The sequence below is a fragment of the uncultured Nisaea sp. genome (assembly GCF_963974195.1).
Taxonomy (GTDB): domain Bacteria; phylum Pseudomonadota; class Alphaproteobacteria; order Thalassobaculales; family Thalassobaculaceae; genus Nisaea.
This window is the reverse complement of sequence record NZ_CAXBDC010000053.1, coordinates 1-20,234: the sequence shown is the minus strand read 5'-3', so window position 1 is coordinate 20,234 and position 20,234 is coordinate 1. Positions and strand designations below refer to the sequence as shown.

At 59.1% G+C, this 20,234-nt stretch carries 16 protein-coding genes; 6 read left to right on the top strand and 10 right to left on the bottom strand.

Going from position 1 to position 20,234, the window contains the following annotated elements; all coding sequences use genetic code 11:
- Positions 1-67 precede the first annotated feature (67 nt).
- Positions 68-1,009, bottom strand: coding sequence for a branched-chain amino acid transaminase (locus tag AAC126_RS12940; protein WP_339853966.1), 942 nt, complete (start codon positions 1,007-1,009; stop codon positions 68-70).
- Between the two features lie 208 nt (positions 1,010-1,217).
- On the opposite strand from AAC126_RS12940, the gene AAC126_RS12935 reads away from it, so the two are divergent.
- Positions 1,218-2,450: an MFS transporter gene (locus AAC126_RS12935; protein ID WP_339853965.1), complete on the top strand. Its 1,233-nt coding sequence runs from the start codon at positions 1,218-1,220 to the stop codon at positions 2,448-2,450.
- Between the two features lie 35 nt (positions 2,451-2,485).
- Here AAC126_RS12935 and AAC126_RS12930 read toward each other — a convergent pair whose 3' ends face one another.
- The 5 genes from AAC126_RS12930 to AAC126_RS12910 all read right to left on the bottom strand — a co-directional run bounded on the left by AAC126_RS12930 (position 2,486) and on the right by AAC126_RS12910 (position 7,609).
- Positions 2,486-3,877, bottom strand: coding sequence for a hypothetical protein (locus tag AAC126_RS12930; protein WP_339853964.1), 1,392 nt, complete (start codon positions 3,875-3,877; stop codon positions 2,486-2,488).
- 6 nt (positions 3,878-3,883) lie between these two features.
- Positions 3,884-5,002 carry a hypothetical protein gene (locus AAC126_RS12925; RefSeq protein WP_339853962.1) on the bottom strand — a complete coding sequence of 373 codons (1,119 nt, stop codon included), beginning with the start codon at positions 5,000-5,002 and terminating at the stop codon, positions 3,884-3,886.
- 122 nt (positions 5,003-5,124) lie between these two features.
- The gene (locus tag AAC126_RS12920) at positions 5,125-6,315 is read right to left on the bottom strand and encodes a hypothetical protein (protein WP_339853960.1); all 1,191 of its coding nucleotides are present in this window, start codon (positions 6,313-6,315) and stop codon (positions 5,125-5,127) included.
- Between the two features lie 126 nt (positions 6,316-6,441).
- Entirely contained in the window at positions 6,442-7,038 is a 597-nt protein-coding gene (locus tag AAC126_RS12915) for an HD family hydrolase (RefSeq protein WP_339853958.1), read from the bottom strand.
- Positions 7,039-7,402: 364 nt separating this feature from the next.
- Positions 7,403-7,609: a hypothetical protein gene (locus AAC126_RS12910; protein ID WP_339853956.1), complete on the bottom strand. Its 207-nt coding sequence runs from the start codon at positions 7,607-7,609 to the stop codon at positions 7,403-7,405.
- Between AAC126_RS12910 and AAC126_RS12905 the strand changes: the two genes are divergently transcribed.
- Positions 7,608-7,970: a hypothetical protein gene (locus AAC126_RS12905; RefSeq protein ID WP_339853954.1), complete on the top strand. Its 363-nt coding sequence runs from the start codon at positions 7,608-7,610 to the stop codon at positions 7,968-7,970. The genes AAC126_RS12910 and AAC126_RS12905 overlap by 2 nt on opposite strands.
- Before the next feature lie 89 nt (positions 7,971-8,059).
- Entirely contained in the window at positions 8,060-9,286 is a 1,227-nt protein-coding gene (locus tag AAC126_RS12900; protein ID WP_339853952.1) for an MFS transporter, read from the top strand.
- On the opposite strand, the gene AAC126_RS12895 is transcribed toward AAC126_RS12900, so the two are convergent.
- The 3 genes from AAC126_RS12895 to AAC126_RS12885 form a co-directional block, all read right to left on the bottom strand.
- Positions 9,249-10,163, bottom strand: a complete 915-nt coding sequence (locus AAC126_RS12895; RefSeq protein ID WP_339853950.1) for a DMT family transporter — start codon at positions 10,161-10,163, stop codon at positions 9,249-9,251. The genes AAC126_RS12900 and AAC126_RS12895 overlap by 38 nt on opposite strands.
- A gap of 29 nt (positions 10,164-10,192) precedes the next feature.
- Positions 10,193-11,110 carry a DMT family transporter gene (locus AAC126_RS12890; protein ID WP_339853949.1) on the bottom strand — a complete coding sequence of 306 codons (918 nt, stop codon included), beginning with the start codon at positions 11,108-11,110 and terminating at the stop codon, positions 10,193-10,195.
- A 95-nt stretch (positions 11,111-11,205) separates the two neighbouring features.
- Complete coding sequence (locus AAC126_RS12885) at positions 11,206-12,426, bottom strand: SPOR domain-containing protein (RefSeq protein WP_339853947.1); 1,221 nt, start codon at positions 12,424-12,426, stop codon at positions 11,206-11,208.
- 242 nt (positions 12,427-12,668) lie between these two features.
- On the opposite strand from AAC126_RS12885, the gene AAC126_RS12880 reads away from it, so the two are divergent.
- Genes AAC126_RS12880 through hydA form a run of 3 tightly spaced genes read left to right on the top strand, consistent with a single transcriptional unit; the run spans position 12,669 to position 17,265 of the window.
- Positions 12,669-14,297, top strand: coding sequence for an amidohydrolase (locus tag AAC126_RS12880; RefSeq protein ID WP_339853945.1), 1,629 nt, complete (start codon positions 12,669-12,671; stop codon positions 14,295-14,297).
- Between the two features lie 44 nt (positions 14,298-14,341).
- The gene (locus AAC126_RS12875; RefSeq protein ID WP_339853943.1) at positions 14,342-15,796 is read left to right on the top strand and encodes an amidohydrolase family protein; all 1,455 of its coding nucleotides are present in this window, start codon (positions 14,342-14,344) and stop codon (positions 15,794-15,796) included.
- Positions 15,797-15,807: 11 nt separating this feature from the next.
- A complete protein-coding gene (hydA, locus tag AAC126_RS12870) occupies positions 15,808-17,265 on the top strand; it encodes a dihydropyrimidinase (protein ID WP_339853941.1) in 1,458 nt (485 codons plus the stop codon).
- 91 nt (positions 17,266-17,356) lie between these two features.
- Here the strand turns inward: hydA and AAC126_RS12865 are convergent.
- The coding region (locus AAC126_RS12865) for a calcium-binding protein (RefSeq protein WP_339853940.1) at positions 17,357-20,234 on the bottom strand (2,878 nt) is incomplete at its 5' end.

Here is a 20,234-nt window from a genome sequence, read left to right as displayed (position 1 = left end):
ATAATGTAATCCCGTATCTCCGCCGTGCCTTGGCTCTTACGGCACGGCGGAGACGGTTTAGGCTGCTTTATTCGGCGGCCTTGGCGGCGCGGTCGCTATAGACCGGCAGACGCCATTCGGGGTGGCTTTCCGTCTTGCCTTCACAGACATCGAAATAGGTCTGCTGCAGCTTTTTGGTGATCGGTCCGATACCGCCTTTGCCAACGGGGAGGCGATCGATGGACAGAATCGGGGTGACTTCCCAGGCGGTGCCGCAGAAGAAGGCTTCGTCGGCGGCCGCAAGTTCGCTGCGGTCGATATCCCGTTCCACGATCTCGTAGCCGGCCTCGCGGGCAAGCTGCAGGGCGGTGTCCCGGGTGATACTTTCCAGGATGTCGCTGGAAGTGTGCGGGGTGATCACCTGATTGCCCCGGACCATGAAGAAACACATGCCGGGACCTTCGGAGATCTTGCCCCGGCTATTCAGGAAGAGGGCGGTGTCATAGCCGTCGACCGTCGCCTGCACAGTGGCAAGCCGGCCGTTATTATAGTTGGCGTTGCATTTGACGCGCATCGGCATGGCGTTGTCCGGGATGCGCATCCAGGAGCTGACCTGCACGTTCACGCCGTTCAGCACATTTTCCGAGCGGGGCCGCTCCAGAGCGGTGATGGCGAGGCCAACCGGCCCGCAAGCACCGGGGCCGCCCATGCCGGCGACATAGCAGGATGTCATGATGTGCAGGTTGGTTCCCTTGAAGCCGTTGGCCTGGATCAGCTCCAGGGTTTTCCGGGCAACCAGATCCGCCGGGATGGCGCTGTCAAACCGCATGAAGCGCTGGGAGAAGTCCAGCCGGTCCATATGCTCGGCCATGCGGAACAGGTAGAAATCCTCATCGTTCGCATTCCAGTAGGCACGCAGGCCCTCGAAGACCGTTGTGCCGAATTTGAAAGCCGCCGAGGCGACATGCACGGTCGCGTTGTCCCAGGCCACGATTTCGCCGTCAATGACGGCATATTTCGGCGTCGACATAGCCGTTTTCCTTCCATCCTAAGCGCGAGGTGGGAAGCGGGCCTGCCAAGAGGCGCCATACGCCTATTGGTAGTCAGCTCCCATGAATTGTTCTGGTGACAATCGGGCGTTTGTCGTCGTATTCGCCCGGTGCCATATTTCGAACCTAGAACGTTGTCGGGCCCGTCACAAGCGCCCACCGTTCTTCCGACACAAAGGGAATAGGCGAATGTCAGGCACCAGCGAAAGCCAGGATTACAACATGCGGCTTGCCTATATCGCGCTGCTCTGCGGCGGGATTATTGGCGCGCTTTCCTTCGGTATTCGATCCGGTTTCGGTGTTTTCCTGCCACCGATCACAGCAGAGCTTGGCGTCGGCCGTGAGATCTTTGCCTTCTCGCTCGCGCTTCAGAATCTGATCTGGGGGGCGACCCAGCCGTTCGCGGGCGCCATCGCGGACCGTTACGGCCCGTTCCGGGCAATTTGTGGCGGGGCTATCGTCTATGCGGCCGGTACGGTCCTGATCGCCTTTTCCGCGACACCGTCGATGCTGCATCTGAGCGCGGGCATATTGGTCGGGGCCGGTCTCGCCGGTACTTCCTTCGGGATTATCCTGGGAGCGGTTGGCCAGCTCTTCCCGCCTGAGCGGCGCTCCTGGGCGCTGGGCGTGACGGGGGCGTCCGGCTCTCTCGGACAGTTCCTGCTGGTTCCGGTCGCGGGCAGTCTTGTCGCCAGCTTCGGCTGGCAGGACGCGGCGTTGTTCATGGGGCTCGGCTCGCTGGTGATGGTGCCGCTGGCCATTGCCTTCTGGCCGGTGAAGGGAACCAAGGCGAACCCGCTTCCGTCCGGGCAGAGTCTCGGTCAGGCCCTGCGCGAGGCGCTTGGCTATAAAAGCTTCTGGTTGCTGACCAGCGGGTTCTTTGTCTGCGGCTTCCAGGTCGCCTTCATCGCGGTCCATCTGCCGGCTTACGTGACCGATCTCGGGATGCCTGTCACGGTAGGCGCCAGTGCGCTGGCGCTGGTCGGTCTGTTCAATGTGATCGGGTCTTACAGCGCCGGTGTGCTGGGTGGAAAGTTCTCGAAAAAGTATCTCCTGAACATACTCTATCTCGCTCGGGCCGTGGTCATCGTGTTCCTGCTGCTGGTGCCGCCGAGCGAGCTGGTCATCTATATCTTCGCGTCGGCCATGGGACTGCTCTGGCTCAGCACGGTGCCGCTGACGTCAGGGTTGGTCGGTCAGATTTTCGGCATGCGCTATATGAGCATGCTGTTCGGCATCGTTTTCTTCAGCCACCAGATCGGCTCGTTCCTGGGAGTCTGGCTGGGCGGTATCGTGTTTGACCAGACAGGGTCCTATGATCTGATCTGGTATATGTCGATTGCTCTGGCGTTGTTTGCCGGCTTCATCCACTGGCCAATCCGGGAGGAAGCCATCGTGCGGGCGCCTGCACCGGCGGAATAGGGCCACCCAAGCGGGGCCTGCCGTAGTAGGGAAGGTTAGTAATCGCCGAGCAGCAGTTCGCCTTCAAGGCGCAACCTGTTTGCCAGTTCAGGGCCGAGCAATAATTCGGTGAGCCGGACCTGGGTGAACAGCTGGCGTTCTGCTTCTTCCGGGGCGAGGGCGGCGTAATCCCGCTTTTTGAGGGCGGCGAGCAGTTTTCTGGACTGCTCCGTTACGCTTTCCTCGAGCTCGGCCAGGCGCCGGTTTACGTCCCGGTCGAGACCGATTTCATTTGCGAATCTGCTGGCGATCTTAAGCGAGACGATCCGGTCTTCCAGGCCTTTCTGGGCGGCGATCTGATCTCTGGCGCTGTCGTTGCCGCCGAGGCTATTCATGTTGGCGTTGGTCAGGTTGTCCTGGGCTTCCAGCATCTCACGTCGGACGAGATCGGCCATTTCGGTTTTCGTCCGTGCCACCTGCCGGTTTTGTATGCGGGACCCGGTATTGCCAATGGCACTGGCGGCGCCAACAACCTCTTTCACGGAGGCTTCGGCCTGCAAGGCCATGTTTTGGCAGCTTGTGGACGCGTAGATTTTTTCCCCGAGTGTCCGGATCTTCTCTTCCGTCTGGCTGACGATGGCCTCGTTCGCAATGTTGGTCACCGCGGAGACATCGGCCAAAGTGCCGGCTTCCTCCACGCGCTGCATGATCTCAACGATCATCGCCGGGTTACGCAGGCGGGCAAGGATAACAAACACAATGAACTCGGCATTGCTCGGCCGTTGCCGGTGAACGGTGTCCAGAGCGATGCGAATATGCTCAAGGTTGGCGTTGCTGACATGGCTCATGCCTACGGATGGCAGGGCCTTGCGCAGCTCCATGACCGGAACGGCGACTTCCAGCACGCCGAGGATCTCTTTGAGCGCCGCATAGATAAACGTGTCGCCCAGTTTGGTGATCAGAGCCTGCTTGGCTGCCTTGTCCTTTTCAGCCATATCGAGAACCCGGTGCAGCTGTCCCGACGCATAGCGCCAGAAGCCGGTACCGAGAATCATCAGCGCCTCTTCATTCTCCTTTTCGATCCCATCCAGGTCGTTCTGGTATCGCTGGATGCGGGCAGGTTCTGAATTTTCCAGCAGCAATTTATAACAGGGAACGATAGCGCTGCGCGGTATCCGTCCGACGGGTTTGCGCGGCTCGCCAGTGGTGTAAAGAAGATCCGAGAAGGGCTCGGCGAAGAGCCGGACCAGTGTGGCCTGCCGTTGCGGCTTCAGAATGGCGAGCCTGGGGCGGAGCTGGTCCAGGATCTTGCCGACGGCAGGCGCCTTGCTGGGGTCCTGCGCGCGGCGTTCCAGCTTTGCCACCAGTTCGGTCAGATCTTCTTCCGGAATCTTGAAGAGCTGCCCCTCGAGATTACCGAGGGGAATGTCGTTTGAATCTGAACTCATACTTGTCTAACCGAGGCTCCGTGTCAGGACCTGCTCCTGCCGTAACATTCTTTCAAGGGAGATGTCGCTTTGGCTCCTCTGTTCGTTCCGCGCGGCAAGCAGGCTGAGCCGCTTGGCGAATTCCATCCAGCGCGGGTGGCTGTTCGGCGAGACTTCGTCACGGGGCATCAACGGTAATCCGGACAGGATTGTGCCGACGGTCTCAAGGCGCTGGTCATGATCCCCTCGCAGCGCATTTTCCCACATCGCAAAGATGACAGACCAGCCATCCTCCAGCCAGGGAATGCGCGCACTCAGCATTTCCAGAGTTCTTTTGGCCTGTGCCCAGTTTTTGAGAGAGGATCGTGGGTCGTGCGCGTAGGCATCGGCATCCTGGAAGGCGTTGTTCCAGTTCTGCAGCGTCTCTTCGAGGACATCGACAATAAGATTTGCCGGATGATCTTCCGGAATTTCCCCGGTGCGCAGCCAATCGGCAAAGGATTTCTGAAAGTGACCTGCTTCGTCCAGGATCCTGCGATAGCGGCCGCGTGGCCGGTGATCCAGAACGCCAAGTGCCTCAAGCAGATCTCCCCACTCCGTGAGAATGCGGGAGAGAGTCATGGGGTCGATGTTTTCCGTACGGGCGACACGTCCCAGCAGGTTCTGGACTTTATGCTGACCGGCTGGCGTGACCAGCTCGGCAAGGCCTATATCCAGGTCGGTATCCAGAAAGGATTTCACCAGATGCTGGGTCAGGGCAAGGCTGATCCGGATCTGGTCTTCCGTGATCTTGCTGCTTGATTGAATAGCGGCTTCTGCCGCGTCGTCCCCGGCCAGCCCCGTTGCCGTAGCGCCGAGCACGGCTTCCCTGACCGTATCCGGGGTGACGGTATCGATGGCATTTATATGTTCGTGCAGAACCCGGTCAAACACCGTCAGCTTGAAGGTCTCGGGAACCGCGCTCCAGCCGATAACATAAACGCCGCGCCCGCCGGAAAGGCCGGAAATCACCAGTTCCAGCCGTCCGCGTTCGCCATTGCGGACCCTCGCCATCGCCACGCTGGGCGTCGTGAAGGGCACGGCTACACCGCGCTCTGCGAAATTGATGGGCCAGAAATGGGTCGCTGTCGTCGCGCTGTTCGCCATGCTTCTCTGCGGTTCCGTTACTCAGCCCATCGGTCGCACCCGAAGTGCGAGCGCTACTTTTGTCCGATATAAGTTTGATTTTCAATGAAACTTCTCGGCTTTTTTAAATAAAACCAAAGAGTTTACAGGTCTTCTGTGCCTTGCGATTTACTGCTCACCGTGGAATCGATATTGGTCAGCATATCATTGAGCTGTTCAAACATGAGGGCACCTCTGGTGCCTTCTCTCAGGCTTCTCTCGAATATGTTGCGGGTGTGCATCAGGGCGGTACAGCAATAGCCGAGGAGCCAGTATCGATAGTGCGATGTGATCAGGAAATTTCGAAAGGCTACCGGGTCTCCATCATTGATGAATTTTTCATAACATGCGTCGAAATCTTTAAATATCTGGTTAATATTGGAGAGCAAGTTGAGCGTTTTTTTCAGCACCTGTTGTTTGAACATATTCTGTTGTTGAAGGAAGGCGCGGTGCTCACGATGGTCGATCGGTTTCGAGTTTTCCGACTTCAGCCAACGAATAACTTCAGCAATCAGAGGTTTGTTGATCTCGAATTGATACTGGTAAAATGAAACGCCTTTCCAGGCGCTGAATACATTTGACACTTCACTGCTGTCGATCTTGAACGCCTGGATGAACAGGGCGGCTTCGGGAATAGTCGGATCCCAGATCGCATCAATGAAGCGCTGCGTCTTGGAGACTTCATTGGCATCGGCGCCAAGAGCCTTGTTGACGATCGGCCGGACCTTGTTTCGGATCACTGACTTGATGTTGTCCTCTTCCCCGTCTTCCATCACCAGATAATCTGGGCTGCATTTGATCTTGTTACGCTCGAACGCTGTTTTCAGCAGGAACGGATCCAGTGAAGGGAGATCATCGATCATTTTAAGAAAGTTGAAATCGCTCTGCATTGCTTCCGTCATGCCGTCATGAGCGATGCCCACATAGCGCTGTAGCAGCGCCTCGGCATCTTTCTGGCGCAGATAGACGGCATATCCGCCCTCGCGGGGGGCTTCCTCGTCATTGGGAATATAAAGCGCGGTCTCGACCGGGCGATCGTTGGATAGGGAAGCGCTTTTGTCCGAAAAATTGAGCGAAGAGGAATCGGATACCTCGACCTTGAAATTCGGGTATTTGAAAATGATGACGCGGTTGAGGCTGGGGATTTTGAACAGCGGCTCCTTGACGCGTTGATTCTGCGTCAGTCCGAGGATGTTCCAGGTAACACTGGGCGGGCCATAAAGGATCTGATCCAGGATGGGAGAAAGCTTGCGCTTCTTCTGCGGCTTTTTGTTTGTCTGGTCCTGCAAGAGCATCGCGTATCCCTGGTGATCCCGGAGCCGTCAGCGGCTCCATCCGCCCGCTCTGATTGTGCCGGATCGTGCGGTCTGAATCCAGTTCCAGGAGTGCTGGAAGAGAGTGGTTCTTATCCAACCGCGCGTTTATTTTGAGGGGCCGCCCAGAATGCGGAAACGTTTGAGATAGGCCTGTTTCGCGGCTGTTGGCGAGGCCGGCTCAATCACGACATCAAGCCCGGCTTTCGGTTTCCCAAAAATTTTGTTCGCTTCGGTGAGAGAGAAGCCAGCAAGCTGGGTGGCTTCAAGGTAAGCGGCGATTTTGTCGGCACGCTTGATTTTCTTGACGATGTCGGCCGGTAACGCGGCGGGGAGACCGAAGCGGAGATGGACCGCTTCTTCGAGCCGCTTCTCGACGCTTTTGTAATCCGAGCCGATGATTGCCTTGAAAGGTGTGATCATGTCGCCGATGACATACTCGGCCGCATCATGCAGCAGGGCCGCGAGACGCCATTTCAGGGCAAGATCCGGATAGAGCCTGTACACGAGATTTTCCACCAGAATGGAATGCTCGGCGACGGAATAGGGCCAGCGGCCTTCTGTTTGTCCGTTCCAGCGTGCGACCCGGGAAAGGCCGTGGGCGATATCCTCGATTTCGACATCAAGGGGGGACGGGTCGAGAAGGTCGAGCCTGCGCCCGCTCAGCATACGCTGCCATGCGCGCGGCGGCGGTGTGGATTTCACGTAGACTTTCCTTTTCCAGAGGGCCTTTTGCCAGGTGGCCGGCCGGCAGAGCTCCGCACAGAAGTTCTGCCTGTGGACTGGCGCCGCCTGAGATAGACGAGAAAGGCGAACCCGATCAAGGGGGGCACTGCGCAGGCGAGTGCCCGGTTGGCGATCATGATGCTGTGGGATTGAAAGCGCTCGAGCCGCATGATGTTCAGGCAGCGTTCCCGGGCTTCAGGATCGCGGTAGGTGGCGTTGCAGCTCTGCTCGCGGGCACTATAGGTGTGCTCGACGGGGCTAAGGTCTGCTTCCCAGCTATTGAGGAAATAGGCCCCAAGCGGGAGAATCCAGATAAGCGAAACCAGTACCCACAGGAGAGAAATTAGGTTTGTTTTCGGCGATGTTTGGCGCATATTGCACTTTCAAAACGTCTAAAATGATTAATATCAACCCGGTAAAAGATATTCTTCATAGATTGCTTTTGTTCTGATATCTTTCGCGCGATTACATCGCTGACTACGGTGGGGGCTTTACCTGTGCATTTGAAGGCTTTTTCTAAAATCGCTTTTGCTGTTGCGGCGATGACCATGTGTGTCTCCACCCTGTCGGACACGGCACGCGCCTACGACCCGCGGGCAATGACCGGGCCGGGATTTGTCGCGCTGACATCCGGCCGGATGATTTCCGGATGGCTGACCAAGGGAAACCGCGTCTTTTACTTCACCCTCGAAAAGGGGAAGGTTTATTCGATGCGGGTGCCTGCGCAGAACGGCTTTCCGGAAGTGCACGAGACCGGAACGGTCCGGCCGACCAAGGAACATTATTGCCTGACGCCCTATGGCGGCGATGCGGAGCGGTGCCTTCGGGTCCGGCTGCTGGAGGACAATGAGTTCGAAAGCACGGATGATTCCGGGAACCGGATTTCCCGCTGGTGGCTGGCACAACAGTAATCCCGTTTTGGACGAGAGGGCATGCTTGACCTCCCGTCCGGGGCGTTCCAGTTTGTCGGTCTTATCTGACCATCCGCCTGGAATCTGAAATGACTGCCGAAACGCATGCCGTGCCGCCGGAAGGCGGTTCTCTCGCCGATTTCAAGGTGATTGGCCTGATCGGCATCGCGCATTTCTTCAGTCATCTGTTCATCCTGCTCCTGCCGCCGCTGTTCCCGACGCTTCGCGAGCAGTTCGGCGTCAGCTTCCTTGAGCTTGGCCTGATCATGGCCGTGTTCAGCGGTGCCACGGCGAGCACGCAATTGCCGTTTGGCTATCTGGTGGACCGGTTCGGGGCGCGCTGGATCCTGATCGGCGGTCTCGCGCTGGAATCCCTGGCTTTCCTGATGATTGGTCTCGGGGATGGTTTCTGGGGCCTTCTGGCGATGATGGCGATCGCCGGTATCGCGAACGGGGTCTATCACCCGGCCGATTATGCAATCCTGTCCGCCTCCGTGTCCGGGCCGCGCATGGGGCGCGCTTTCAGCCTGCATACCTTCGCCGGGTTTGCCGGTTTCGCCGTCGCCCCGCCACTGGTCATCTTTTTGAGCGAGACAATCGGCTGGCGTCTGGCCCTTGTCGGCTTTGGCCTTGCCGGTCTGGCGACAGCCGCCGTTCTGCTGGTGTTCGCCGGCAGCCTGCACAACAAGCAGAAGCCGTCGGCCGGGCAGGCAAAACCGGTCGATACGTCCAGCCGGGCGCTCCTGTTCTCGTTTCCGATCCTGATGTGCCTTGGTTTCTACATCATGACGGCGCTTGGCTCCGGCGGGCTCAACAATTTCCTGGTCTCGGCCCTGAACCTGCTGCACGGCACGGCCATCCCGATCGCGACCGGGGCGCTGACGGGCTATCTCGTCGGCACCACCGCAGGGATCCTTGTCGGCGGGTATCTGGCGGACAAGACCTCCAACCACAATGTGGTTGCTGCTTTCTGCTTCCTGGCGACCGCGGTGATGATTTCCATCGTTGCCCTTGTCGATATGCCCGAGCCGCTCTTGCTGGCCTCACTGACCCTGCAGGGCATCATGCACGGCATGATCATGCCGTCGCGGGACATGATCGTGCGCTCGGTCACGCCCGACGGCCAGTACGGCAAGGTGTTCGGGTTCGTCACAACCGGGTTCAGCATTGGCGGCATCATCGCGCCGATGATCTTCGGTTTCATTCTCGACAAGTATCAGCCCGAACTGGTGTTCTATGCCATCGCCGGATTCATGTTCCTGTCGATGTTCACCGTGTTCACCTCGGTTCGCTGGCGGGGGCTTCGCTCGGCGTAACCTGCCGGATCCGGGCCTCCCTCAGCCAGATATAGAGGCCGGCGCCGATAATCAGCGCGGCGCCGACGCTTGTCCATATATCGGGCAGACTGTTGAACACGGCCCAGCCCAGCAGCGTTGCCCAGAGCATCTGGATATACTGGAACGGCGCCAGCAGAGACGCGGCGGCGCATCGGTAGCCATGTACCAGGCAAAACTCGGCCAGGAGAGCGAGTAGGCCGATCAGGACTAATATTCCCCAGCTTGAACCGGAAGCGTCCGGCCATGGTCCGGCGAAGGGCAACAGCGCTGTTGATCCGATGACGCCGGTGATGGCCGTGAGAAACAGCGTGGCGAGCACTGGTGTTTCTTTCCCGGCGTGCCGCGTCATCAATGAGAAGGCGGAGAAGCAGAGCGCCGTGCCGAGCACCATCAGGTGTGCCGTGGTCAATTCTTGCAGGCCGGGCCTCAGGATGATCAGAACGCCCAGGAAGCCGGCTGCAACGGCGCTCCAGCGCCGGATGCCGACGCTTTCCTTCAGGATCAGCGCGGAGAGGCCGACGGTCAGCACCGGTGCCATGAAGCTGATGGCCGCTGCCTCCGCGAGAGGCAGGCTGGCGATGGCACCGAAGAACAGGATGGTTGAGAGAAAGAGGAAGCAGCCGCGGATGGTCAGAAATCCGAGTTTCGAGCCGCCAAGGAAGATTCTGATACCAAAGACGGGCATGAGACACAGCAGCAACGCCAGGTGCGCGGCATAACGCATGAAGGTGACGTGCTCGATCGCAATGGTCTCGGCACTATGTTTCACCAGTGCATCCATGGTGGAAAACACCGTGAACCCGGCAATGATCAGGCAGATGCCGAGGGCTGGGCGATGATGCTGGACGCCTGACATGGTCGTTTCCGTTTCCCGGTATTCGGCACTTAAAGTTGTACGGGATGCTTGGGTTTGATTTGCCGCTCACGAAGCCAAACGTAAACCCCGGCAGCAACGATCAGGGCTGTACCGGCCAAGGTCCACGCATCCGGCAGGTCACCGAAAATGAAGTAGCCGTAGAGGGTTGCCCAGATGATGACGGTGTACTGGAATGGTGCGAGCAGGGAGGCGCTGGCATACCGGAATCCGAAGATCAGTATCTGGTGAGAGACGCCGCCAATCATGCCGATCACGATCAGCAATATCCATTCCTGCAGGGTTGGAGTTTCCCAATAGAAACCGATCAGAATACCGGTGCCGATAAACCCGACCAATGCAGTATGGAACAGCATGGCGACGGGATCCTCTGTCCGGTTCAGGGATCGCGTCAGAAGGCCGAAAATGCTGAACATCGTGGCCATGGCGAGGACCAGAAAGTAAGCCCAGTGGATTTCGGCGAAGCCGGGGCGCAGCACGATCAGGACACCGGCAAAGCCGATCCCGACGGCGGACCAGCGCCGGATGCCAACCTTCTCCCGCAGCACGAAGGCTGAAAGCGCGACGGTGATCAGGGGAGCCACGAAAACAATGGCATTGGCGTCGGTCAGCGGGATCAGCGAGATCGCGGTGAAGAAGCACATGGTGCAGCCGAGCAGCAGAAGCCCGCGGATGGTTACCTTGACCGGGTCCTTCACGTAAAATACACGGCGGACGCCGAGCAGGGGCAGCATCAGCACCATGGCGACAAAATGGAAGAAATACCGGCCCCAGATGACCATTTCGACGCGAATGGTCTCGGAGCTGTATTTCGCAAGAGCGTCCATCGTCGCGAACATGGAAATGGCGACGACGATCAGCCCGATGGCGCGGGCAGGATTACTGAGCCCACCATCATCGGCGGCTCCGGAACTGTTTTCGCTGTTCATTGATGGACCTGCATGGAGAGCCGCCGGAAGCGTTCCCGATGCTTATCTGGTCTCGGCAGACCTGGCAATCATTCCCGGTGCGGAGAGACGCAGGATCAGCGCGCGATCCTGATGGCCTGACAGAACTGCCGCTTTGCCTTCATGGCGCTGCAGGCCCTGAGGGCGTCGGCCCGGGTCTTGAAAGCAGCGCCGACCAGCCGGACGAATGTGCCGCGCCCATCGCCGGCATCAAACTCCACGGTTTTGAAGCTGAGATCCTTCAGCTCGTTCGGGTAACGCTTCTCAAGCGCTGACCAGCCGCGCCGGGCGCCTTGCATGGTTCTGTAGGATTCCAGATGGATGCCGTATTTACCGTCCGGGCTCGATGCGGCCATCTGGTCTTTCTGGTCATCCGTTTTGGCGGCAGATTTCGTGTCTGGTCCTGCTGTGGCAGCCACCATCTTGCCGTCAGACATATTTTCAAGCTTGCCGACAACCGACTCAAGCCGGGAGATAAGCATCAGCAGGCGGCTGTCATCCGCTTCTTCCTGCATCTTGCCGGGCTCTTTGGGAGCTTCCATCATTGCTGTCGGCTGCGACACGTCCACATGACTGCTTGGTGCGGGAGCGACCATATCTGTCATTTTTGCCGGCTGATCCACGGTAACGGGCATTTCCGCTGTCCGGTTGTCGGCCAAGGAAACGGACATCAGTTCCTTGCGTGAATGCGAGTTCGGGAAGGTCCGCTCACGCAGGACATAATTCTGTGCCACCGGAGCATAATAGAGGCTGGTATCGACGTTCTTGCGCTTGCAGTCGATCCGGAACGTGGTGAAGGTCCCGGCCGGAACCGTGACGTCTTCCTGACCGGCGACGACGCAGCGCACTTCGTCTTCCCATCCTGTCGGCACCTTTTCGCTGCTGCCACGGATCCCGAAGGCGACGATATTGCCTTCCTGGAGCGGGAAGAGGGTGCCGGGATTGCCAATGATGTTCTGACGGCCGCGCCCGAGTTCCGGGTGCGAGGACCAGGACAGCTGCGGCGTGATCAATTCGTTCGTTGTGGTCCAGATCAGCCCGGAATCGTTGGTCCAGGTGACCCGGTCCGGCGTAACACCGACCACCTGCTCCTGCACCACGTTTCCGTCGTCATTGAACACATAGGTATCGCCGGGCTGGTACAGCGGCTGCGAAGCCGGCGGCAACTGGGCGAGCGGAGCTTTGGCGGGAAGAGTGTCGCTGTCGCTGAAGAGATCCAGATCCGGCATCTCGAAAGAGCAGGCGGAAAGCGCGCCGATCAGGATTACAGGAACAAAGCGTCGGAACAGATGCCGCATCGCAATAAAATCACCGCCGGATAAAGGGGATAGACCCCAAGTCAATAACCTGAAAAATATCCAATATCTTGGCGTTAGTGTCAACCAAACCCCAATATGCTGTTGCCGTTTCAGGGTGAGTAACCGGGAGTGGGCAGGGCGTTGACAGAGTGTGTGTTCATCCGCACTCTGGACATCCCTCCCGGCAGGCTCCCCGCATCTCCTCAGGGTTCGAGCTGGCCACCACAAAAAGGAATTACAGCATGTCGACGGCGAAAGCTGATCTGGTATTGCGCGGCGGTAAGGTGTTTCTCGGTCTGGGTGCCGGATTCACCGAATCGGTCGCGATTTGGGGCGGACGCGTTATTGCGCATGGCAGCGATAGCGAGCTCGAATCACTGATTGGCACCGACACGCGCGTCATAGAGTTGAACGGCCGGCTGGCCGCTCCGGGACTGAACGATGCGCATCAGCATCTGATGTCCGTCGGTCTCGGGCTTTCGGAAATCGACTGCAAGAAGGACACCCGCCTGCAGGACATGCTGCAGAAGGTGAAGGAGAAGGCGGCGACAGCCAAGCCGGGCGAATGGATCTTCGGGCGCGGGTACGACCATTTCGAGCTGGATATGAAGCGCCATCCGTTCCGGGAGGAGCTGGATCAGGTCGCACCGAACAACCCGGTCTATCTGAAGCGCACCTGCGGCCATATGGGCGTCGCGAACAGCGTGGCCCTGACCGCTGCCGGTATCGACGAGGGCACGGCCCAGCCGGATGGCGGCCATATCGAGAGCCAGAACGGAAAACTGACCGGCCTGCTGCAGGAACGCGCGCAGGAAATGATCACCAAGGTCCTGAGCGATCACACGATCGATGCGCTGGCGGAAGGTGTCCGGGCAGGACAGCAGCACAATCTCGCGCTCGGCTTCACCAGTGTCACCGATCCCGGGGTTGGCTTGCGTCAGGGCTATGACGAATGGCTGGCCTATCAGCAGCTTCGCCGTCAGGGCGGTTTCGGCCTGCGCATGCACCTGATGCCGCTTGCCGGTGCCAGTGGCTGGCCGGACCGGGCCATGGATCTCGGCCTGATGACGGGAGACGGGGACGAATGGCTGCGGGTTGGCCCGATGAAGCTCTTCACCGATGGCAGCGCCGGCGGCAAGACAGCGGCGATGTTCAATCCCTATATCGGAGAGCCGGAAAATCTCGGCATCATGATCTATGAGGATCAGCAGCTCTTCGATTATGTGAAGGACTATCACGACCGGGGCTATCAGGTTGCCACCCACGCCATTGGTGACCGTGCCATCGAACAGATCCTGACCGCCTACGAGCTGGCCATCGGCAACGATGTCGAGACCCAGAGCAATCGCCGTCACCGGATCGAGCATTGCGGTTTCCTCAATGCGGACCAGCTTGCCCGGATGCAGCGCATCGGCGTGCTGCCCGCGCCGCAATCGATCTTCATGTACGAGTTCGGCGATCTCTATCTCGACGTGCTGGGCGAAGAGGTGTCCGCCAAGGCTTATCCGTTCCGCTCCTTCCTCGATGCGGGGCTATATCCGTCGGCCAGCTCGGACGCGCCGGTTTCCAGCACCAACCCGTTCCAGAACCTCTATTCGATGATCACCCGCAAGACCAAGCGCGGCACGCTGATCGGCGGTAATGAAGCGCTCACACTGGAAGAAGCACTGCATTGCTACAGCTACTGCGGTGCTTACGGCTCTTTCGAGGAAGGCATCAAGGGCACCCTGAAGCAGGGGCAGCTCGGCGATATCACGGTGTTCGACCGGGATCTGTTCGCTATCGAACCCGAGGAAATCCTGGAAGCGTCGGCGGATCTGGCCATCGTCGGCGGCGAAATCATGTTTGACCGGCAGGCGGAAGCCGCCTGACACGAAAGACGGGGCCGTAAAGGCCCGCGAAGGAGAACAGGGATATGTCGAAAACGACTCTTATCAAGAACGCCTCCTGGGTGATCGGCTGGGAGAAGGACAAGAACGGCAAGGATGCCGGGCACCGTTTCTTCCGCAATGCCGATGTTGCCTTCAAGGACGGCACTCTCATCCATGTCGGTCCGGGTTATTCCGGCACCGCGGACGAGACCATCGACGGCAGCCGCATGATGGTCATGCCGGGCTTCATCAGCATCCACAATCATCCGACCTCGGAGCCCGGTAACAAGGGCCTGAACGAGGAGCTTGGCAGCCCGAAACTGGGGCAGAGCGGGCTTTACGAATATATGCCTGTCTTCCGGATCATGCCGGAGGCCGCGCCCTATACCAGCCGCTATGCCATTCACGAGATGCTGAAAAGCGGCGTGACCACCTACGCCGATCTGTCCGGGGCCCGGGAGAACTGGGTGAACGAGGTGGCCGATACCGGCATCCGTGGCGTGCTCTGCCCGATGTACCGCTCGGCCGCCTGGTCCACAAAGAACGGTCATTCGGTCGTCTATGACTGGGACCCGGAGGCGGGTGAGCGCGGCATGGAACGCGCCATCGAGATCGTCGAGGAAGCGGATCGTCACCCGTCCGGCCGGATGTCCGGCATGATGGGGCCGTCCCAGATCGATACCTGCACGCCGGAACTGATCCAGGCCTCCCATGCGGAAGCCAAGAAGCGCGGCATCAAGATGCAGATCCACGCGGCGCAGAGCGTGGTCGAGTTCAACGAGATGACCCAGCGCCACGGCCTGACGCCGCTTGAGTGGCTGGACAGCATCGGCGTGCTCGACGAGAGCACTATCATCGGTCACTGCATATTCTTGAACGATCATCCCTGGCTGCACTGGCCGCAAGCGGATGATTTCAATCTGCTGGTGAAATCCGGCACCTCTGTCGCCCATTGCCCGACGGTATTCTGGCGGCGCGGTATCGCCATGAACAATGTCGGTCGCTATGTGAAGGCCGGCATCCCGCTCGGACTCGGTACGGACACCTTCCCGCACAATTTCATCCACGAGATGGAAGTCGCGATGATCGTCGGCCGGATCATGTCCGGGGACTTTACCAACGCTTCGACGGAAGAGATCTTCGACGCCGGGACCATTGGTGCCGCGAAGACGCTCGGCCGTACCGACATCGGCCGGCTCGAGGTTGGCTGCAAGGCGGACATGGTGCTGGTCGATCTCGATCATGCCTATATGCAGCCGGTCCGCGACCCGCTGCGCAGCCTGCTCTATTCCGCGGGCGACCGGGCGGTAAAGCATGTCTATGTCGACGGTACACAGGTGGTGCGCGACGGCGAGGTGATCACCATCGACGTTGCCGAGGCGGCAGCCAAGATGACCGAATATCAGCAGGTCACCATGTCCAGCGTGCGCCAGCGGGACTGGGCACAGCGTCCGGTCGAGGAGCTGTCGCCGCTGAGTTATCCGGAAGCGGCGAATTGAGGAGCGGAGCCATGAGCGAATTTGATCTGGTTATCCGCGGCGGCACGGTCGTCAACGCCTCCGATACGGTAAAGGCCGATGTCGGTGTCCGTGACGGACGCATCGTCGCCCTGGGAGAGGCGCTGGGCGCGGGCGCGAAGGAGCTGGATGCATCCGGCAAGCTGGTCATGCCCGGCGGTGTGGACAGCCATTGCCATATCGACCAGCCCTCCAGCACCGGCGGCCGGAATGCGGAAACTTTCGAGACGGCGACCCGGTCGGCGGCCTGCGGTGGCACCACCTCCGTGGTCTGCTTTGCCCCCCAGCAGAAGGGCGTCAATCTGTCGGAAGGTGTTGCCGCCTATCACGAGCGCGCCAAATCGGCTTGTATCGATTACAGCTTCCATATCGTCATCAACGATCCGAACGACGAGGTCATCGGCCAGGATCTGCCGAAGCTGATCGGGGAGGGACATCGCTCGATCAAGCTGTTCATGACCTATGCCAGCAACCGGGTCGATGACGGCCAGATCCTGCGCATCCTGGAAGTGGCGCGGCGCAACGAAGCGCTGGTCTGCGTGCATGCGGAAAATCACGACGCCATCATGTTCATGACCGAGAAGCTGCTGGCGGCGGGACATAACGGCACCAAGTACCATGCCTGGTGCAAGCCTGCTCTGGTCGAGCGCGAGGCGACCTACCGGATGATCGCGCTGGCTGAATTGATGGACCAGCCGATCCAGATTTTCCACGTCACCTGCGGCGAGGCGGCGGAGGAAATCCGCCGGGCGCAGCAGCGCGGCCTGAAGATCTTCGCCGAGACCTGCCCGCAATATTTCGTCCTGACCGAGGAGGATCTCGACCGGGACGCGCGGGAAGGGGCGAAATATCTCTGCAGCCCGGCACCGCGCACCAAGGCGGAACAGGAAGCGCTCTGGGACTATGTGAAGTCCGGCACGCTCGGCAACGTCACCTCGGACCACGCGCCCTACAATATCGGCGATCCGGACGGCAAGTTCTGGGCCGGCGACAACGCGCCGTTCAGCTCCATCGCCAATGGTGTGCCGGGCCTGGAGACGCGTATGCCGATCCTGTTTCATGAAGGCGTGGTGAAAGGCCGGATCGACCTGCAGGAATTCGTCGCCATCACCTCGACCAACGCCGCCAAACTGTTCGGCCTGCACCCGCAGAAAGGCGCCATCGCCGTTGGTGCCGATGCGGATATCGTGGTCTGGGACGCGGAGAAGAAAACCACCATCAGCCAGGATATCCTGCACCACGCCACGGATTACACACCATATGAGGGCATGCAGGTCACCGGCTGGCCGGCGGCGACCGTCGCCCGCGGCTCCGTGGTCTGGAAAGACGGCGAGGATTTCTGCGAGCCCGGCTTCGGCAAGTTCCTCGCACGCGAGCCCTACGACTACATCAAGCCACGCGGCATCTTCCCGACACTGTTCAATCCTGTTTCCGGAACGGTTTCGGAGTAGGGCGGGGCGTTCAGCTTTCGTCCGAGGCAAAAGAAGAGGGCGCGGCCATCATGGTCGCGCCCTTTCTGTTTGAGATTTGCCTGATGCGAGATCAGACGAAATAGTCGGTCGAGACCGTGCTCGGAGCCACACCGATAAGCGTCAGCGTATCGCCGTTGCCGAAATCGATGATTGCGTTGCCGTTCCCATCCTCGGTCGTGGCGGCGTCGAGCGCATCCTGATTGGCGAATGCCAGAGACGTGCCAAGATCGATGACATCCTCGGAGTCGTCGAAGTCGGTAATAACGTCTGCGCCGTCCCCCGTGTTATAAAGGAAACAGTCGGCTCCACTTCCGCCCGTGAGCGTGTCTGCGTCGGCCCCTCCCGACAAGCTGTCGGCACCGGCGCCGCCAATCAGCTCGTCCGACCCGGTACCGGCATTGAGGTAATCGTCGCCGATTCCGCCAAGGAGAGTGTCAGCATTGCCTCCGCCAATCAGGGTGTCGTTGCCCGAACCGCCGTCGAGATAATCTGCCCCATTTGCCCCAGCAAGGCTGTCATCTCCAGCTTCACCATAAAGTGTGTCATTGTCGGTAAAGCCGATCAAAGTATCTTCACCGCTTCCACCATAGATCAGGTCAGAGCCAGCGTCTCTGGTGGCTGTTCCGGCGTTGGCATAGTCATTACCGTCACCGCCATAGATAGTATCATTCCCGCCGCGACCGTCGAGGTGATCGTTTCCCGTGCCGCCATAGAGGATATCGTCGTCGGCACCGGCACTAACGTGATCGTCACCGGCTTCACCATACATCGTGTCGTTGCCTTGAAAGCCGTTCAGAGTGTCGTTGCCATCGCCACCGTAGAAGAGATCGTCGCCTTCATACCCAATCAGGTGGTCGTTGCCTGAGTCACCGTACATGACGTCATCACCGGTGCCGCCATAGACAAGATCGTCTCCCGCTTCGCCTGCCACAGTGTTCTGTCCGTCGCCGAGAGTAATCGAGTCGTTACCATCTCCGCCGAATACGAGATTGTTTCCTGCCCCACTCGCGATAGCGTCATCTCCGGCTCCGCCATTAAGTGTGTCGTCTCCCGCTGCGCCGGAGAGAATATCATCCCCCCCATTTCCGAGAAGGCTGTTGTTTTCGGAGGAGCCGGTCAATGTGTCGGCATGATCGGTGCCAAATATGGCTTCGATGCCTGTTAAGGTATCGTCTGCGGCCTCACCAGATGAGCCAGTGCCGGAACCGAGATCGACGGCTACGCCCGACGTGCCGCTGGAATAGTCGGCAAAATCCGTTCCATCGCCTCCGTCGAGACTATCTGCCCCTTCCCCTCCGGAAAGTGTGTCATCGCCATCACCGCTCAGGAGCGTGTCATTGTCGGAGGAACCGACCAAGCTGTCGTTCGGGCTGATAAGGATAACCGTTTCGACGTCGTGGAAGCGAGAGGTGTCGCTGTCATCCGTCGTGTAAACAGTGTCGTTTCCGGCGCCGCCATAGACGATGTCCAGGCCATCGTCGTAGAAGACGTCGTCGGCATCGCCTCCACTGACGGTGTCGATGCCATCATCGCCGTAAATCAGGTCATTGCCGTCTCCGCCGATGATCAGGTCGTCTCCAACGCCCCCGCGCAGCGTGTCCATACCGTTACCGCCGTCGAGGGTGTCGTTTCCAGCTTCGCCTTGCAGGACATTATTGCGCGCGTCGCCACGGAGTGTGTCGTCATGCGTTGAACCGATCACACCTTCGATCCCAACTAATGTATCGCCTTCGGCGTCTCCTCCGGATGCGGTTCCGGTATCTAGATCCACGGACACCGCTGCGTACGAGCTTAGGTATGAGGCGACATCGTCGCCAAGAAAGGCTTCCGGTGTTGTTGCCTCTGTCACGCCAGCTTCGAACTGAAAGTCTCGCAACTCGAATATGGCTTGTCCGCTTCCTGGCCGCGGCCAGATTTCGGTGTCCGGGGCCCACGCGGCGAGATAAACAGTCGGATTGCTGGTCATCTCACCTGCTGGCAGATTCACCCAGACTTGGTACCAACCATCTTCCAGAGAGGTAATGCCGCCCGTAAATCCGGATTGCATTGGTTCAGCGCTGTTGTCCGAAAGATCGAATGCCACAGAATGGCTTCCATGAGTGGTGCCATCATAGACATTTACGACCAGAGTCGAGCGAGACACCGCGCGCACCAGAAAAGAAGCAGTGATTGACTGGCTCAGGTCAGCTGTAGTGATCGTCTGGCTGATTTGATGATAGCTGGTGCCAGTATCTTCCTGCATCAGGTAGACGCCATCGCCGGACGTACCGACTGAAACTCCCGTCTGGTTGCTCCAACTGGTCAGATCATCATGACCTTCTGACAGGTCGGCGGGGGCACCGACTGTGCCATAAAGCGCATCAGCGCCGGCACCGCCTTCAAGCGTATCGGAGCCGTAACCACCGTAAAGTGTGTCCGAACCAATGCCGCCATTAAGAGAATCGTCGCCTGCTCCGCCGGAGATCAGGTCCGTACCTGACGATCCGAGGAGAGTCTCGCCGGTGTCGCTCCTCAAAAGAACTAGTGTGCCGTCTTCAAGGCGTACTTCTTCTATCTCATTGAACCGCGATAGATTCGAAATGTCGGATGTAAAAATTACGTCTAAGCCGCTGCCTCCGTAAACGACGTCGAAGCCGTCAACATGGATGATGTCGTTTCCATCTCCGCCATAGAGCGTATCCGCGCCTTCGCCGCCATTTAGAGTGTCGTCTCCGCCTCCCCCGATAAGTGTATCGCTTCCTGCACCTCCGCTGAGCACATCGTTGTCTTCACCACCGTCTAAGACATCGTTTCCGCTGCCGCCATCGATCAGGTCGTCTCCTGCATTGGAGGAAAGTATGTCGCCTCCGTTATTACCAAAGAGAGCATCGTCACCGTCGCCGCCCTGAAGCGTGTCGTCGGCATCGCCTCCACTGACGGTGTCGATGCCATCATCGCCGTAAATCAGG

Excerpts from the sequence above, each read along its gene's own strand:
- AAC126_RS12940 (WP_339853966.1), bottom strand. The coding sequence starts at position 1,009 with ATGTCGACGCCGAAATATGCCGTCATTGACGGCGAAATCGTGGCCTGG.
- AAC126_RS12935 (WP_339853965.1), top strand. The coding sequence starts at position 1,218 with ATGTCAGGCACCAGCGAAAGCCAGGATTACAACATGCGGCTTGCCTAT.
- AAC126_RS12930 (WP_339853964.1), bottom strand. The coding sequence starts at position 3,877 with ATGAGTTCAGATTCAAACGACATTCCCCTCGGTAATCTCGAGGGGCAG.
- AAC126_RS12925 (WP_339853962.1), bottom strand. The coding sequence starts at position 5,002 with ATGGCGAACAGCGCGACGACAGCGACCCATTTCTGGCCCATCAATTTC.
- AAC126_RS12920 (WP_339853960.1), bottom strand. The coding sequence starts at position 6,315 with ATGCTCTTGCAGGACCAGACAAACAAAAAGCCGCAGAAGAAGCGCAAG.
- AAC126_RS12905 (WP_339853954.1), top strand. The coding sequence starts at position 7,608 with ATGTGTGTCTCCACCCTGTCGGACACGGCACGCGCCTACGACCCGCGG.
- AAC126_RS12910 (WP_339853956.1), bottom strand. The coding sequence starts at position 7,609 with ATGGTCATCGCCGCAACAGCAAAAGCGATTTTAGAAAAAGCCTTCAAA.
- AAC126_RS12900 (WP_339853952.1), top strand. The coding sequence starts at position 8,060 with ATGACTGCCGAAACGCATGCCGTGCCGCCGGAAGGCGGTTCTCTCGCC.
- AAC126_RS12895 (WP_339853950.1), bottom strand. The coding sequence starts at position 10,163 with ATGTCAGGCGTCCAGCATCATCGCCCAGCCCTCGGCATCTGCCTGATC.
- AAC126_RS12890 (WP_339853949.1), bottom strand. The coding sequence starts at position 11,110 with ATGAACAGCGAAAACAGTTCCGGAGCCGCCGATGATGGTGGGCTCAGT.
- AAC126_RS12885 (WP_339853947.1), bottom strand. The coding sequence starts at position 12,426 with ATGCGGCATCTGTTCCGACGCTTTGTTCCTGTAATCCTGATCGGCGCG.
- AAC126_RS12880 (WP_339853945.1), top strand. The coding sequence starts at position 12,669 with ATGTCGACGGCGAAAGCTGATCTGGTATTGCGCGGCGGTAAGGTGTTT.
- AAC126_RS12875 (WP_339853943.1), top strand. The coding sequence starts at position 14,342 with ATGTCGAAAACGACTCTTATCAAGAACGCCTCCTGGGTGATCGGCTGG.
- hydA (WP_339853941.1), top strand. The coding sequence starts at position 15,808 with ATGAGCGAATTTGATCTGGTTATCCGCGGCGGCACGGTCGTCAACGCC.